This window comes from Protofrankia sp. CiP1_Cm_nod1, assembly GCF_920888515.1.
In the GTDB taxonomy this organism is placed as follows: Bacteria; Actinomycetota; Actinomycetes; order Frankiales; family Frankiaceae; genus Protofrankia.
In genome coordinates this window covers 4,972-20,857 of the sequence record NZ_CAKKTM010000013.1, presented here as the reverse complement: position 1 = coordinate 20,857, position 15,886 = coordinate 4,972, and the positions used below count along the sequence as shown (strand labels likewise).

Genomic DNA, 15,886 nt, shown 5'->3' with positions numbered 1-15,886 from the left:
TACCCACCCGCCGGGCCCGGTGGCGCGCCCGCGGGGACCGGCGCGCCCGCCGGGACGCGCCCGGCGGCCCGGCCCCTGTCGGCGCCCCGTGGATCGTCCCGCCGGAAGGTCAGGATCGTCGCGCCCAGTTCGATCTGATCACCGCTGGCGAGCTTCACCTGGCTGGCGGCCCGGCCGTTGACGATGCTCCCGTTGGTCGAACCATGATCAACGTAGACGAACTGCCCGTCGGGCATCCGACGCACCTCGCCGTGCCGGCGGGATACCCCGGTGTCATTGAGACGGATATCACATTCCACGCTGCGGCCGATGACCGTGACCTCGACGTCCAGCGGGTACTCACGCTCCTCCCCGCCGACCCGGCCATCAGGCCCCGGCCTGGTCGAGACGACAAGCCGAGGAGCCCCCGGCGGCATCGGCCGCGACCGCCCCGCCGCACGCCTGCCAGCCACCGCGCCCGGATCGGCCGCGGCGACACTGCTACGGATACGGAACACCCCGACATCGAGATCGCCAGCCTCGGCCAGCCGCACCCCCACCGGCCCCACGAACGTGTACCGCTGCTCGGCGGCATGCTCCCGAACCATCTCGGCCAGCTCGTCACAAAGCGCTCGCGTATAAGGAGCGAGCCGGGCGAAGTCGCTGGTGGCAAGCTCGACCGCGAACTCGTTCGGGACGAGCACCCGGTTCGCACTGGTGGCACGCCGGTCATCGGTCTCACGAGCCAGCGCGCTTGCGATCTCGACCGGCTCGACACCGCCCTTGAAGACCTTGGCGAAGGCGCCCTCGACGAGGCCGCCCAGGCGACGCTCGAAGCGCTGCAGCACGCCCATCTCGGCCTCCCCTCCTCCCCCGGCCTGCTACCGGCACTGAGATCGTATGCTTCCGGTTGAGCACCGCCCACGTCTCGGGCGGCTCGGATCGCGTGATAGCGTGATAGTCGCACTCGGGCGAGTGGCGGAATGGCAGACGCGCACGGTTCAGGTCCGTGTGTCCTGACGGACGTGGGGGTTCAACTCCCCCCTCGCCCACGAGCTGGCTCATGCTGGTCGCCCCCTGGGGGGGGCTTCCCCGGGGGCCGAGATGTCTGCCGGGGGGCCGAGCCCCCCGGCACCCCCCACGGTTCTGGGGTTGGGGTTGGGGTTGGCGTCGGCGAGCGTGATCGGTAGTAGTCGACGCTGACGCCGGCTAGCAAGCGCGAGCTCCTCACGGCGAAGTTCTGGCGCGCGCCGCCCTACGCAGATCGCCGACTGGGCCGGCGCGGCGGACCTGACGCTCGACGACGACGAGCTTGCGACCGTCGCCGCCGCGATCGAGTGCTCGGGCGCCGGCGAAGGCCCCAGCCAGCCGCTGTTGCCCATCCGTCCCTGAAAGACCTTTCATGTATACCGTCGCGGTTGCGTTCGGTGTCCCCACGGCATCGGCAAGTTCGAACAGCGCGTCGCTCCGCCGGGCCGGGCAGCGGTAGAACTCCCCTCGGAGCCGACCCACCACATTCGGGTATTCGACCGCAGGGACGTTGTGGGCCGAACTGTCGCGCCGCGGCCTTCTGTTTGATCATGGTGTCCTTGGCGGGAAGCAACGGTCAACAGGAGGTCGTTTCATGCCATGACGACACGCCGGAACATCCCTGATCATCATCACCTATCACGAAATGTGACCGAAAGAGGTCAAAGTGACAAGTTGAAGGTAAGAGTCCGGTAGCCTGGAGTGCCGGTTATCGTGGCGCTGACTAAGATGAGGGGAGTGGCACCTTCTGGAACGGCCGATTTACGGGAGCTGCTGACGGCGGTGGAACGCGCCGCTCCCGCCGACGCGGTGCACGCGGTGGCGGGTGAGCTGGCCCGGATGATCGGCGCGTTTGGGGTCTCCTTCCTGATCGCGGACTATGCGGGCGGTTATCTGGCGCGGTTTCCCGATGGGGACGGGGCGGGCGGAAACACGATGGAACGGGTGTCGGTGGACGACACCGTCCACGGGCGGGTGTTGCGGACACAGCGGATGCGGGTGTACCGGTCCTCGGCCCGGACGAGTGTGTATGTGCCGGTCACGGCCCGCGGTGAGGCGATCGGGGTGCTCGAGGCACACCTGCCTGCCGGTGCCACCGAGGATGCTGTCGAGACCGTCGCCGCCACGGGGCACGCCCTGGCCTACATCGTGATCACGAACCGGCGGTACACGGATCTGTTCGAGTGGGGCCAGCGTTCCGTCCCGCTCGGGCTGGCGGCGGAGATCCAACGGCGGTTGCTGCCGGAGTCGTTCACCTGTGAGGGTGCGCAGGCGACGGTGGCCGGCTGGGTGGAGCCCGCGGGATCCGTGGCCGGGGACACCTTCGACTACAGCTTCGGGCGTTCCCAGCTGTATGTGTCACTCACCGACGCGATGGGACACGAGCTGGCGGCGGCGCTGCTGGCGACCCTGCTGGTGGGCAGCCTGCGCAACGTCCGCCGTGGCGGTGGGGATCTCGCCGAGCAGAGCGTGCGGGCGAACACGATGATGGCGGCGCACATTCGGCCCGACCAGTTCGTCACCGGTCTGCGGCAGCGCACCCTCCTCACGATCGAGTTCGTTCTCTAGCAGCCGGAGGCTGCTGTCGGGCAGGTTCCCGGTGTCCCGCCAGAGCAGCAGTTCGTCCCGCTCCGCCTCGATCATGGTTCTGCGGACGTGACCGAACACGGCGCTGGCGCTCTCGGCTGCGAGGCTGGCCGTGGTGTCCACAGCCAGCGCCGCGAGGATGTCCTCGCTCCGTCTCCTGCGGATGTCCGCGATGTTCCGCAGCCGTTCGACGATGTCCTCGGGGACCGACTCGCGGTTCTGGAGCGACTCCAGCGCTCGCAGCCCCGCGTCCGCCGCCGCGATCCGTGCCCGTGCGCGCAGGCGCTGGTCCTCGTCCAGGTCGGGTCGTACCCCCAGCCACCGCAGCAGCGGCCCGAAGGTGAGTCCCTGACCGACGAGTGTGACCAGCACCGTGACGTACGCGCAGAACAGCAGCAGGTCGTGCTGCGGGAAGGGGACGCTGCCGGCGGACGGTGGCAGCGCGAAGACGGCGGCGAGGGAGATCACTCCGCGCATGCCCGTCCAGGACAGAGCGGTCAGTTCACGGCCGGTGAGGTTCGGGTGCGGCGAGAGGATCCGCAGCCGCACGGGCAGCAGGGTGGGCAGCAGCAGCCACAGGGGGCGTAGCAGCACGATCGAGGCGGTCGTGACCGTCGTCGCGGCGATCACCGTGCTGACCGGATACTTCTGGATGTTGTGGAGGACGGCCGGCAGCTGCTGGCCGATGAGGAGGAAGACGAATCCCTCCAGCAGGAGGTCGACGAGGTGCCAGACGGCCACGGCGTGCAGGCGCGCGGGCCCGGACTGCAGCCGCCGTGACCGGTGGCCCAGGACCAGGCCCGCGACCACCGCGGCGAGGACGCCGGAGCTGTGGGCGGCCTCCGCCGGCAGGTAGGCCAGGAACGGGGTTGCCAGCGAAAGGGTGGTCTCCACCACCGGTTCCTCCAGCCGGCGACGGACCAGCCCGACGATCCAGGCGACGGCGAGGCCGAATGTGATCCCCCCGGCGAGGGCCAGGACGAACCGTCCCACCGCGGACGGCACGTCGAAACCCCCGCCGACCAGCGAGGCCACCGCCACCGTGTACACGGTCAGAGCCGTCGCGTCGTTGAGGAGGCTCTCCCCTTCGATCACGGTACGCAGCCGTTCGGGCAGGCCCACCCGCCGTCCGATGGACAGCGCCGAGACCGGGTCCATCGGAGCCAGCGCGGCGCCGAGAGCGCAGGCGGCCGCGAATGACAGACCGGGCACGACCACTGCCAGCAGGTAGCCCGTGAGAAGAGCGGTCGCTATGATCAACAGGACGGACAGTGAGATCACGGTCCGGAGGTTCGCGCGGATCCCCGTCAGGCTCGAGTTCAGTGCCGCGGAGTACAGCAGCGGCGGCAGGACCAGGACGAGGACGACCTCGGAGTCCAGTGCGATGTTCGGACCGGGCAGCAGGGCGTACAGGATGCTGGCGGCGACGAGCAGGACCGGCGCCGGCAGGCCGACCCTCTGCGCGGCCAGGGCTGCGAAGATAATCATTCCCGCGCCCAGCAGCCCGTAGGCGACGTCGACCAGCACTGTCCACTCCACCCTCCGGCATCCGCCGTGTCCGTCGTCTACCTGGACGTCCGGATGAATTCGTCACGGGTCCGTGTGAGATCGACGAGTTCGGGACCGGCGTAGGCCCGCTCGCCGGTCGTCCGGCACGGCGCGCGTCCCCGGTTACGACGCGGACGCGGCGGATCGCGGATCCGTCATGCGGAAGGAATTCCCCTGGGAGCGGGTGGGGGCCGGCCGGTGGCACACCAACGCCGACTACGTTTCGCCGTCGGCCGCGCCGTTCACGAGCCAGGACTCCACGTCGCAGGCACGCCACAGGCTGAAGTGGGGGACTTCCTGGACGGGATCGGGAAAGTCCGGTCGACGGGAGAGGAGCCGGGCCCGTTGCACGGAGATGCCCAGCCTCTGGGCGATGTCCCCGGTCGTCCACAGTTGTTTGCCGCCCATTCCACCACCGTACGGCAATACGGCCGGCTCACTCCCGCGGATGCGCGGCATGGGCACGGGCCGGCCGATCCCGATATAGAAATAAATGGAATGAATTCTTGCGGAATGCATCCATCCGCACTCCTCGGTCTCGCCGGTGGCCATGATAAGCAAGATCCATGTTGCTTGAAGTGATTGAACTTTCTACCATGAGTAATAGCCAGCTTGTCCGCTGTCGGATGAGGTCCCGGTCGGGAAGATCCGTTTCTCTGGCCGTGCACCGGGCAGCGCCCGCACCATTCCCGACCTCCGACAACCGGGAGGAAGCACACGGTGGCAGTCGGGAGGTTCCTGCGCGAGGCTGCGACCTCGTTGACGACGCCCCTTCTACCTGACGACTATCTGGGCCTGATCGATCCGCTCTGGTCCCACCGGAGGCTACGCGGGCGGGTCGAAGCCCTCCGGCCGGAGACCGCCGACGCCGCGACCATCGTGATCCGCCCTGGCGCGGGCTGGAAGGAACATCGTGCGGGCCAGTACGTCCGGGTCGGCGTGGATGTCGACGGCGTGTGGCAATGGCGTCCCTACTCGGTGTCCTCACCGCCTGGACGTCCCGGCGGCACATTCTCGATCACCGTCAAGATCCTGGTGAACGGGCGGCTGTCCCCCTACCTCGTCGAGCGGATCCGACCCGGTGCGATCGTTCGCCTGGAACATCCCCAGGGGCAGTTCGTGCTGCCCCGGGCCTTGCCGGAGCGGTTGCTGTTCGTGACGGCCGGCAGCGGTATCACACCGGTCATGTCGATACTGCGCGGACTTGCGCTCGGCGACGAGATGCCGGACGTGGTTCTCGTGCACTCGGCTCCGACACGGGACGCCGTCATCTTCGGTGAAGAGCTACGGGAGCTGGCCCGCCGCTTCCCGGGCCTGCGGCTGCACGAACGGCACACCCGGACCCGGGCGGGACGGCTCACCATGACCGAGCTGGCCACGGTCTGCCCCGACTGGGCCGAACGGGCGGCCTGGGCCTGCGGACCTCCGGGGCTGCTCGCGGACGCCGAGGCCCGGTGGCGCCGGGCGGGGATCGCCGACCGGTTGCGGGTGGAGCGTTTCCGCCCTGTCACGGCTTCGGAGGGTGGTGCCGGGGGCCGGGTCCGGTTCGCCAGGAGCGGTCGGGAGGTGGACGCCGACGGCGACGCCCCGCTGTTGGTGGTGGGGGAGAGCGCCGGTGTCCTCATGCCCAGTGGCTGCCGTACGGGCGTCTGTCGTAGCTGTGTGGCACGGCTCCTGTCCGGCCGGGTGCGGGACCTGCGCACCGGCCGGGAACACGGCGACACGGATGATCATATCCAGACGTGCGTGTCGGCCACGGCCGGCGACATCGAGATCGATCTGTAGGAGGGATGAGTATGGCAGGCACGACACAGCTCACCGCTGTGGATGTCGAGGAGTTCGGTCGTGCGCTCGACCGGCTCCGCGAGGAGATCCTGGCGAGTCTGGGGGAGGGCGACGCCCGCTACATCCGCCGGGTGATTACCGTTCAGCGGAGCCTGGAGGCGGGGGGACGGGCGGTCATGTTCGCCTCCCTGCTGCCCCCGGCGTGGCTGGCGGGCACTGCGATGCTGGCCACCGCCAAGATCCTGGAGAACATGGAGATCGGGCACAACGTTCTGCACGGGCAGTGGGACTGGATGCGCGACCCTGAGATCCACTCCACCGTCTGGGAGTGGGACTCCGGGTCTTCCGCCGAGCAGTGGAAACATTCCCACAACTATGTGCACCACACCTACACGAACGTTCTCGGCAAGGACCGGGACATTGGCTACAGCGCGCTGCGGGTCCACCCGGAGCAGCCCTGGCATCCCCTCTATCTCGCCCAGCCGCTGTACAACCTGATGCTTGCAGTGGTCTTCGAGTGGGGAATAGCGATCTACGACTCCGAGCTCGAACGCGCCTGGCGGGGCGAGAAGAACTGGGCCGAGACCCTGACCCAGCTGTCGACAGCGCTGCGGAAGGGAGGACGTCAGGTGCTCAAGGACTACGTGGCCTTCCCGCTGCTCGCCGGCCCGGCTTTCCTGCCCGTTCTGTTCGGTAACCTCACCGCCAACACCATCCGCAACGTCTGGGCTCATATGATCATATTCTGTGGTCATTTCCCGGAAGGAGCCGAGGTTTTCACCGAGGAGCAGATCGAGGGGGAGACCCGCGGCGAGTGGTACCTGCGGCAGATGTTGGGCTCGGCCAACATCGAGGGCTCCGCGTTGTTCCACATCCTGACCGGGAACCTGAGTTTTCAGATCGAACACCACCTTTTTCCCGACCTGCCCAGCAACCGGTACGCCCAGATCGCGCCGGAGGTACGCGCCCTGTGCGCACGTTTCGGCATTCCCTACAACACCGGCTCGTTGCCGCGGCAGACGTCCAGCGTGTGGAAGCGCATTCTGCGGCTGGCGCTCCCAGGCCCTGCTCGATGGCCTGTCGATCTCGGTGATGACCGCGCCCACCGGTCCGAGCACGCACACGCCCACCGCATCCCCGCCGAGAGTGTGGTGTGAGATCCGCGCCCGGGAGCGCTCGAGCTCCTCGAAGTCGAGCCTCCTCGAAGTGGGCATCGCCAACCCGACCGGCGGGCACGTGGCGCGGATCGGCGGGCGTGGCAGTGCACAGCGGTCCGGGCCGGTTGGCGAGTCGGTAGATTCACGGGGGTGACGAGCCTGGAACGTCTTCTCGACGAGCGGTTGGGCGCGGCCTTCACGGCCGTTGCCGGCGAAGAGGCTGCCGGCGAACAGGTCGATCCCGCCATCCGGCGGTCGCAGCGGGCGGACTATCAGGCGGACGCGGCCCTCTCGCTGGCTCGCCGCCTTCGTCGCAGCCCGCGTGACATCGCCGCCGAGGTGGTCAGGACCGCCGAGCTCGACGACCTGTGCGAGACGGTCGAGGTGGCGGGGCCGGGGTTCATCAACCTGCACCTGGCCGCGTCCGCGCTGGAGCGCCTGCTCGGGGAGATGCTCGACGACGAGCGGCTGGGCGTCGCGCCGGTGCCCGAGCCCGAGGTGGTCGTCGTCGACTACTCCGGGCCGAACGCCGCCAAGGAGATGCACGTCGGCCATCTCCGGTCGACGATCATCGGGGACGCCGCGGTGCGGCTGCTGGGCTGGCTGGGCCATCAGGTCGTCCGGCAGAACCACATCGGGGACTGGGGCACGCCGTTCGGCATGCTGGTCGAGCATCTGCTCGACGTCGGCGAGTCCGAGGCCGCCCACGAGCTCTCCGTCGGCGACCTCAACGCCTTCTACAAGGCCGCCCGGGTGAAGTTCGACGCGGACGAGGCGTTCAAGGAACGTTCCCGGCTACGGGTCGTCCAGCTCCAGGCCGGCGACCCGACGACACGCCGGCTCTGGCACGTCCTGGTCGGCGAGTCGAAGACGTACTTCCTGACCGTCTACTCCCAGCTCGGCGTGCTGCTCACCGAGGCGGACTTCCGCGGGGAGAGCTCCTACAACGAGCAGTTGGGCCCGGTCGTCGACGAGCTGGCCGAGCTGGGGCTGCTGCGGCTGAGCGACGGCGCACTGTGCGCCTTCCCGGAAGGGTTCAAGAACCGGGATGGTGAGCCCCTGCCGCTCATCGTGCGCAAACGGGACGGCGGCTACGGGTACGCGACCACCGATCTGGCGACGATTCGTCACCGGATTCGCGACCTGCACGCGACCCGGCTGCTCTACGTGGTGGGGCTGCCGCAGTACCAGCATTTCGAGATGATCTACGAGGTGGCCCGGGAGGCCGGCTGGCTTCGTGAGCCCGTACGGGCCGAGCACATCGGGCACGGGTCGATCCTGGGCGCCGACGGCAAGATGCTGCGGACCAGGGCCGGCGACTCCGTGAAACTCGTCGCCCTGCTGGAGCAGGCCGTTTCCCGGGCGGCCGACGTCATCGCCGTGAAGAATCCCACGCTGGACGCGGAAACCCGTGCGCAGGTCGCCCAGGCGATCGGGACCGGTGCCGTGAAGTACGCGGACCTCTCGACCGACCGGTCGAAGGACTATGTCTTCGACCTGGACCGCATGCTGGCTTTCGACGGCAACACCGCACCCTATCTGCAGTACGCCCACGCGAGGATCTGCTCGGTGTTCCGCAGGGCCGGGCTGACCTATCCGGTCGCCGCCGCCGACATCCGGGTCGACGAGCCCGAGGAACGTCATCTCGCGATTCATCTGCTCAGCTTCGGCGACGTGGTCGAGGGCATTGCCGACTCGCTCGAGTTCCACCGGCTGGCGGGTTATCTCTTCGGCCTGGCGGCCGCTTTCACGAATTTTTACGAGAAATGTCCTATTCTCCGTGCCGAGGAGCCGGTCCGCGTCAGCCGGATCGCCCTGTGCGATCTGACCCGGCGTGCCCTCGCGACCGGCCTTGACCTGCTCGGGATAACCGCGCCCGAGCGGATGTGACCGGATTTTCCGACCACCGGCACCAGCACCGGCACCGGCGATGCCCCTGCCCCCTGCCCTGGCTCCTGGCCGGCCCCTTGCCGCGGTTCGGCCCGGGGCCGGCCATGGGCGCGGGCCTGTCACGGCTGGCCGGCGGCGACCGGCTGCCGGGCGGGCAGGTGCGCTTCGGGGCGGGCGAGGTAGTAGCCCTGCACGAGGTCGCAGCGCAGGCCGACGAGCGCGGCAAGCTGCTCCGGGGTCTCCACCCCGTTCGCTATGGCGGTCATGCCCAGGACGTGGGCCAGCTGGATGACGGCGGCGACGATGGCGTAGGAGGTGGGATCGTCGGTCAGCCCGCCGATGAACCGGCGGTCGATCTTCAGGCCGTCGAGCGGCAGGCCGCGCAGCCGGGTCAGGGACAGATGCCCGGTGCCGAAGTTGTCGACATAGATGGCGACGCCGAGGGCGCGCACGGCCTGTAGGGCCGCGGTGACGGTCTCATCGTCGTCCACCAGGGCGCTCTCGGCGATCTCGAGGCAGAGCTGGTAACGGTGATCGGCGTTGGTGGCCCGCAGGAGCGCCTCGATGCCGGGCAGGAAACCGGGGTCGGTGAACTGGCGGATGGAGACGTTGACGCCGATGCGCGGCGGGGGTGCCGGTGCTGGGCCCGCCATCCAGGTGGCCGCCCAGGCGGCCGCGGCATGACAGGCGGTGTGCAGGGCCCACCGGTCCAGCTGGACGACTATCCCGGTCTCCTCGGCGAGGGAGAGGAACGCCTCGGGGTGCAGCAGGCCGCGTTCGGGATGCTGCCAGCGCAGGAGGGCCTCGGCTCCGGCGGCCTCACCGTCGACGCCGACGACGGGCTGGTAGTGCAACCGGAGATCGTCCGTGCCAGGGGCGTTGCGCAGGTCGTTCTCGATGGTGAGCCTGTCCAGGGACGCGTGCCGCATGCTCTCCTCGAAGAGCAGGTAGCGGCCGCGGCCCTGGTGCTTGGCGCCGTACATGGCGATGTCGGCGGCCTGTAGCAGGCCGCCGGGGCCGGGGATGTCCGGCCCGGACAGGGCGACGCCGACGCTGGCGCTGACACTCACCTGACATCCGTCGAGGATCATGGGCTCGGAGAGGGCGGTCACGACCCGTTCGGCGATGGCGCACAGGACGGTTTCCGTCGTGATCTTTTCGCAGACGACGGCGAACTCGTCGCCGGAGAGGCGAGCGACGGTGTCCCCGGGCCGGACAGCGCCCCGCAGGCGGGTGGCGACCTCGCACAGCAGCCGGTCGCCGATGTGATGCCCCAGTGAGTCGTTGACGCCCTTGAACCCGTCGAGGTCGACGAACAGGAGCCCGGTCCGGCGCTGCCGGCCCTGCTTCGACAGGCCCCGCTTCCGCCGGCCCCGGGCGGGCCGGTCCCGCGCCGGCTGGTCCTGCTTCAGGGCCGCACCGAGCCGCTCGAACAGCCCGGTGCGGTTGGCCAGCCCGGTGAGCTCGTCGTGCAGGGCACGGTGGTTGGCGTCGCGTTCGACCTGGTAACGGATGGCCGCCGCGCTCAGCACGGCCGCGGCCGTCCGCACGAACTCGATCTCGTGATCGGTGAACGCACCGGAGCTGGAGCCGGCCGTGCCGGTGGCGTCCGCCGCGGGCACGGCCGGCCCTCCCTGCCGCCCCGGGGCCGGCCGGGCCGAGAGCGGGTCCGGGGCGGCGGCGGTTGGGGGGATGCCAGCCGTGGGGATGCCAGCCGGGGGGATGCCAGCCGGGCGGGGGGAGCCGGGCGTGGCCGGCGGCGCGCCGCGGTGGACCGTGAGGATCGCGGTGGGGCCGTCGGGCCGGCCGATCGGGATCACCAGGCCGGGCCGTCCGCCGGAGAGCGTCCCCTGGCTGTCGTCCCGCCGCCGCGGTGGGCCCTGCCCGTTGTGCGGGCCCCGCTCCTCCGGGAGGCCCTGCTGGTCCTGGGGGCTCTGCTGGTCCTGGGGGCTCCGCTCCTTCTGGGGGCCCTGCTCCTTCTGGGGGCCCTGCTGGTCCTGGTCCTGGGGGTCCCGCCGGTTGTGCGGGCCCGCGGGCCGTGGCGGGTCCTGCCGGTCGGGGGCGGGGATGCCGTCGGAGTGGAGGGGGCCGCGGGTCGCGAGGGCCGACGTGACCAGGATGCCGGCTTCCGGTGGTGTCCCGACGGCTGTGGCCAGGCACGGCCCGGTGCGCCCGGGCGGCAGCTCGTGCACGGTGACGGCGTCCGCGCGCAGATGGTCGGCGATCATCCGCGCGGCGGCGCGCCACAGCGGCCGCGGCTCGGCGCTGTGCAGGCAGCGCTGGGCCAGGTCCGCCACGATCGCCTGTTCGGCCGCGCGGATGCGCAGCTTCGCCCGTGCCTGCTCGCGTTCGGTGACGTCGGTGGCGACCAACGCCACCGACGTCACCGTGCCGTCCGCGGCGGCCAGCGGCACCGCGTGGGTGTCGTAACAGCGTCCACCCGCCTCGACGACACCTGACACTCGTTCGCCGGAGCGCGCCGCCCGGCGGGCCATGCGCCGGATCGTCACGTCCTCGAAGGCCGTCCCTCCGGACGCTCTCCCTCCCGGCGGCCCTCCCGGCGGCATGTCCTTGGACGGCATGTCCTTGGACGGCATGTCCTTGGACGGCATGTCCTTGGACGGCATGTCCTTGGACGGCATGCCCTTGGACGCGTCGGAACCGTTGGACGTGCCGAAGGAGCCGAAGGCCCCGAGAGGCTCGAAGGCCTCGGACGCCGACGACCGCGAGGCGCCGGGATGGTCGACGTCCACCCCGCCCTCGGCGAGCCCGACGCGTCCGATCCGGTCCAGCAGGAACAACGTCACCGGCGCGTTCTCCAGCAGCAGCCGCAGCTGGTGACGGACGGTTACCTCCTGCGTGATGTCCTGGAACTGGACGAGATAGTGGGGCTCCCGGTCGGGGCGCTCCCGCAGGAGCGCGATGATGACCAGGGTGTGGACCACCGAGCCGTCCGGGCGGACGAACCGGGTCACGTCCTGGTGGCCGCCGGGAGGGCCGGGGGCGTGGGGTGACGCGTTGTCCGGCCATCGCGTCCGGTCGTCCGGGTGGATCAGGGCGTCCCAGGTCGTGCGGAGGAGCTCCGCCTCGCCACGGCCGAGGATCCGGCATGCGGCCGTGTTCACCCGCCGCACCAGATGATCGGCCGTACCGACAAGCGCTATCCCGATCTGCAGCCGGTCGAACAGATCGAGGCGGTCCCCCTCCGGTTCCACCGGTTCCTCACCTACTCACCAGTGTCTGTCTCACCCGTGTCCTGTCGCACCCGTGTCGGTCTCGACGGCCTCGGCCTGGTCGAGCCGGCCTGGTCGAGCCGATCGGTATCCGGGGGAAAGACCGAACACCCTTCCGGTAACAGGAAAGTTAACTGTACTTGATTGGTAGCCTGATGTGACGAGTGTGACGTGAACGTGATCGCCTGGGTCGTTATAGTGATCATCTATCTGATGCGCGACCGCCTACCGGGCGCGATGGCTCCACCGGTCGGCCGTGGACGGTCATGACCAGCCGGGGCGGCCGCCTCCGGCCGGGAATCGATCGCTGCCAGCCGGGTCACGCCCACCGCATGCTCGGCATGCTCGGTTGTGTTGCGCTTGTGTTACCTGGTCGTCCGGACGCCGGTTCGCACGGCTGAAGACCCACCCGGTGGGCCTAGGGCGCCGATCAGGTAACTATAAGTATCCTCCCGCACGGTGGCACGCTTCGATTGACGCCAGCCACCGGAGAAGATCGGCGCGAGTTTGTCGTTGTGTACGCTTTTACGGACAAAAAGCGTACACAACGACAAACTCGCCTGGATCATGTCCTGTGCGGGTGGTCGTGGATGGGATCCGCGCTGCTTGACCGGCGCTCTGGTGGGTGGCAGCGGGCTGGCCGGCTGGCGGGCTGACGGCGCTGGGCGGCCGTCAGCGGGTCCGCGCGGCACCGAGTACGGGCTGCTCCGGGCAGCCGCTCAGAATTTTGATCATTGCTTCTCGCTCGGCCATCTCCATCCACAGGCCGTAGCGGGCCTTCACTCCGATCTGTCGGGCCACGTACCGGCAGCGGTACCCCCGGTTCGGGGGCAGCCACCGCGCGGCGTCGTCGTCGCTTTTCTCCTGGTTCGTCGGGCCGTTGACGGCGAGCAGGTTCTCCGGGTCGTTGGCGAACGCCAGCCGCTTGTCCGGCGACCAGAAGGCGGCCCCGGTCCGCCAGGCGTCCGCCAGCGCCACCACATGGTCGATCTGGATGGCACTCGCGGACCGTGAACGGTCGAAGCGGACGATCCGGTTGGTGTACGGATCCCTCAGCTCGCCGGTCAGCACGATGCACAAGTTCCGTCCCACGGTCACCAGCGTCAGGTCGCGGTGCAGGATGTCGTTGCGCGTGTCGCAGCCGTTGTTGTCAACGTCCGACCAGGCGGAGCCGAACTCGTCCCGCCGGTATGGCGGTGATGTTGTGGCCGGGTGCACCGGGACCGACTGGAGGGTGGCAACGGCGGTCCCGACGGTGACGACCTGGCCGCGCCCGCCCGCCCCGGCCGTCCCGCCGGTGCCCGTGGGGGATCCCGTGTCGTCGAGCGTCCCGCAGCCGGTCAGGGCGAGAAACACGCTGAGGCAGAGCGCGACAGCCGTCGGCAGGACCCGCGCCCGGCCGTCGGCGGGAACGCCGCGGACCGCCGTGCTGCTGGGTGCGGTGCCGCGGACCGTGTTGTCTCGGACCGCGTCTCCGCCGACCGTGGCGCTGTGTGCCGCGTTCGCGCGGGCCGTGACGCCGGCACCCGAGGTGCCGCCCCGCCCCCGGCGCCGCCCTGCTCCCTGGTCCGCGCTATGCCTTGGTTCTGTATGGCCTGGTTCTGTATGGCCTTGCTCCGTGGGGCTCCGCTCCGCGGGGCCTTGCTCCGGGAGGCCTCCGTCCGCACGGTGTCGGTCGTGCTCCGCCGGCGGCTGGGAGCACGGCGCTGACGCGGAGGGCACGGCGAGGGTCATAACGCCAGTTTCCCGCTGTCCGGCGTCCATGCGGTGTCATGGCACCGGTTGTGGACGGGTGTCCCGCGGACGCGTCCGCTGATGGATGCGGGCACCGGCCGGACCATGACCGATGGTGACCGCGAACGGTCGTGGGGAGCCGGCCGGTACCGTCAGATCACGGCTGGCGGATGCGGCGCGTTGTTCGCCATCGGACGGCCCGCGGCATCCCAGGCGATCATCCCGCCGTCCAGGTTGCGGGCCTGCCAGCCGGCGCGGTGCAGGTAGGCCGTGACCGCGGCCGAACGCTGCCCGGAGCGGCAGACCACCACCACGTCCCGGTCGCGTGGCACCTCGTCTATACGCTCGAGGAGTTCACCCATGGGGATGTGGACCGCGCCGGCGACATGCCCCGCGTCCCACTCCTCCGCCTCCCGGACGTCGAGGAGCAGCGGCCCGACGCCCGGTGTGACCGTCGCCGGAAGTTGATCTACTGTGACCGAAGGTATCTGATCCGAGCCCACGCGGCCATCCTGCCATCTGCCCGGTATCCCGCGACGTTGCCTACCGGACAGACGACTACCGGACAGGCGGCCATCGTGCGGGCGGCCATCGTGCGGGCGGCTATCGTGCGGGTGGCCATCGCCGCTCAGGCGGCCGGTGAACATTGCGTGGGACATGATCCCGGGGATTTGGGCCTGCCGGCGGTGCGGGAGAGGCATGACCATTCCGTCTTTGGTCCCTCGGCCGGCCGGCTGTGGTCACGAGGGCGCTTTTTCGCCCGCGGCGGCCACGCGTGTGGTGGGACCGTGATTACCGTGGAATCGCTCGATGTCGAATCATCAGGATGCGGAGCGGACGGGCCCTGGCTCACCTGCCCGTGGTGCGGCGGGATCGTGCCGTTGGCGCACCTTGTCCCCGGGGACGACGAACCGTATGCGCGGGTAGCTGTCTGTGACTCGTGCGGACGCCGAGTCATGTTCCTCTCCCCGGCCGACCCCACGGCCTGACCCGCCCACGCCCCGTCACCGTGCTCTCGTCGGGCAGGCGGAGGAGTGCGCGAGCGGAGCGGTGGCGTGGTTCTCGTCCCCTCATCCCACGTTCTCCGCGTCACGGCTTCGCTCGGTGGCGCTGCTGGTCCGTCTGACGGGGCGGCGACCAGTGCGTGGTCGTCCTCGAGGGCTCCTCGAACGCGCCTGCCGCCCGGACGCGTCTCAGGCGGTGGGTTCGGCGCTGGCCGGGGTGGTTCCGGTGGGGGCGGTCCGCGCTGGCTGCGGCGTCTCCACCCGTACGACGTAGTCCTCGATCACCGGGTTGGCGAGCAGGGAGGCGGCGAGCTGGTCGATCCGGGCGAGGACGTCGGCGTCGGCGTCGCCGTCCACCTCCAGCTCGAAACGCTTGCCCTGGCGTACCCCGGCGATGCCGGACACGCCCAGGCGTGGCAGCGCGGTGAGTATCGCCTGCCCCTGCGGGTCGAGGATCTCCGGTTTCAGCATCACGTCCACAACGACCCTGGCCACGTCTGAAGACTGTATCGGTGCGCCGCGCCGGACCGAGCCCGGCCGGCACCGCCGGCTGACCACCAGCCCATCCCAAACCCCCACCAGACGGCCGTGCACCCCGCCTTGATCAAAGAGAGTGAGTAGACAAGTGGCTGCTGTGGCAGCCATTTGTCCCCTCGTTCGCATGATTCAACGCTTGGGGGAAGGGCGGGGGATCGGCGGCGGGGCGGGTGGGGCGGGGGTGGTAACTACCCTCGAGGGGTGTCTACATCCGTGTCAGGGCAGTCCGCATCCGTGCCGAGGCAGTCCGCATCGGGAGCAGCCGGGCCGCCGGGGGTGCCTGGGACGTCTGAGGGGGCCGGGACGCCGAGGGCCGCCGGGGCGCCGGGGGTGGCCGAGGCTTCGGAGACGGTCGGGGTGCCGGGGGTGGCCGAGGATCCGGAGGCGGCTGGGGTGCCGGGGG

At 70.0% G+C, this 15,886-nt stretch carries 10 protein-coding genes, 1 tRNA gene and 1 pseudogene; 5 read left to right on the top strand and 7 right to left on the bottom strand.

Annotated features, from left to right (window positions below):
• Nucleotides 1-833 (bottom strand): DUF3662 and FHA domain-containing protein (locus NBX02_RS00860; RefSeq protein WP_250289569.1); only part of this gene is annotated, 833 nt, incomplete at its 3' end.
• Between the two features lie 115 nt (nt 834-948).
• On the opposite strand from NBX02_RS00860, the gene NBX02_RS00855 reads away from it, so the two are divergent.
• A tRNA-Leu gene (locus NBX02_RS00855) sits at nt 949-1,031 on the top strand.
• 706 nt (nt 1,032-1,737) lie between these two features.
• Nucleotides 1,738-2,475, top strand: a pseudogene (locus NBX02_RS00850) (GAF domain-containing protein); the annotation flags it as partial.
• Here NBX02_RS00850 and NBX02_RS00845 read toward each other — a convergent pair.
• Together NBX02_RS00845 and NBX02_RS22820 are read right to left on the bottom strand one after the other, a co-directional pair.
• A complete protein-coding gene (locus NBX02_RS00845; protein ID WP_445548187.1) occupies nt 2,368-4,122 on the bottom strand; it encodes a Na+/H+ antiporter in 1,755 nt (584 codons plus the stop codon). The pseudogene NBX02_RS00850 and the gene NBX02_RS00845 overlap by 108 nt on opposite strands.
• A gap of 237 nt (nt 4,123-4,359) precedes the next feature.
• Complete coding sequence (locus NBX02_RS22820; protein ID WP_445548186.1) at nt 4,360-4,695, bottom strand: helix-turn-helix transcriptional regulator; 336 nt, start codon at nt 4,693-4,695, stop codon at nt 4,360-4,362.
• 168 nt (nt 4,696-4,863) lie between these two features.
• Here NBX02_RS22820 and NBX02_RS00835 point away from each other — a divergent pair, with 168 nt between their 5' ends.
• The 3 genes from NBX02_RS00835 (at nt 4,864) to argS (ending at nt 8,975) form a co-directional block, all read left to right on the top strand.
• On the top strand, nt 4,864-5,928 hold the full coding sequence (locus NBX02_RS00835; RefSeq protein WP_250282766.1) for a ferredoxin reductase: 1,065 nt from the start codon (nt 4,864-4,866) through the stop codon (nt 5,926-5,928).
• Nucleotides 5,929-5,939: 11 nt separating this feature from the next.
• Nucleotides 5,940-7,085, top strand: coding sequence for an acyl-CoA desaturase (locus NBX02_RS00830; protein ID WP_250289566.1), 1,146 nt, complete (start codon nt 5,940-5,942; stop codon nt 7,083-7,085).
• A 150-nt stretch (nt 7,086-7,235) separates the two neighbouring features.
• Nucleotides 7,236-8,975, top strand: a complete 1,740-nt coding sequence (gene argS / locus NBX02_RS00825; RefSeq protein ID WP_250282770.1) for an arginine--tRNA ligase — start codon at nt 7,236-7,238, stop codon at nt 8,973-8,975.
• A 119-nt stretch (nt 8,976-9,094) separates the two neighbouring features.
• Here the strand turns inward: argS and NBX02_RS22815 are convergent, their stop codons facing one another.
• The 4 genes from NBX02_RS22815 to purS all read right to left on the bottom strand — a co-directional run bounded on the left by NBX02_RS22815 (nt 9,095) and on the right by purS (nt 15,441).
• Nucleotides 9,095-12,190, bottom strand: coding sequence for an EAL domain-containing protein (locus NBX02_RS22815; protein ID WP_445548185.1), 3,096 nt, complete (start codon nt 12,188-12,190; stop codon nt 9,095-9,097).
• A 690-nt stretch (nt 12,191-12,880) separates the two neighbouring features.
• On the bottom strand, nt 12,881-13,564 hold the full coding sequence (locus tag NBX02_RS00810) for an HNH endonuclease family protein (RefSeq protein ID WP_445548184.1): 684 nt from the start codon (nt 13,562-13,564) through the stop codon (nt 12,881-12,883).
• A gap of 530 nt (nt 13,565-14,094) precedes the next feature.
• The gene (locus NBX02_RS00805; RefSeq protein WP_250282776.1) at nt 14,095-14,445 is read right to left on the bottom strand and encodes a rhodanese-like domain-containing protein; all 351 of its coding nucleotides are present in this window, start codon (nt 14,443-14,445) and stop codon (nt 14,095-14,097) included.
• A 690-nt stretch (nt 14,446-15,135) separates the two neighbouring features.
• Nucleotides 15,136-15,441 (bottom strand): phosphoribosylformylglycinamidine synthase subunit PurS, encoded by a 306-nt coding sequence (gene purS / locus NBX02_RS00800; RefSeq protein ID WP_250282778.1) that lies wholly within the window; start codon nt 15,439-15,441, stop codon nt 15,136-15,138.
• Between the last annotated feature and the right edge of the window lie 445 nt (nt 15,442-15,886).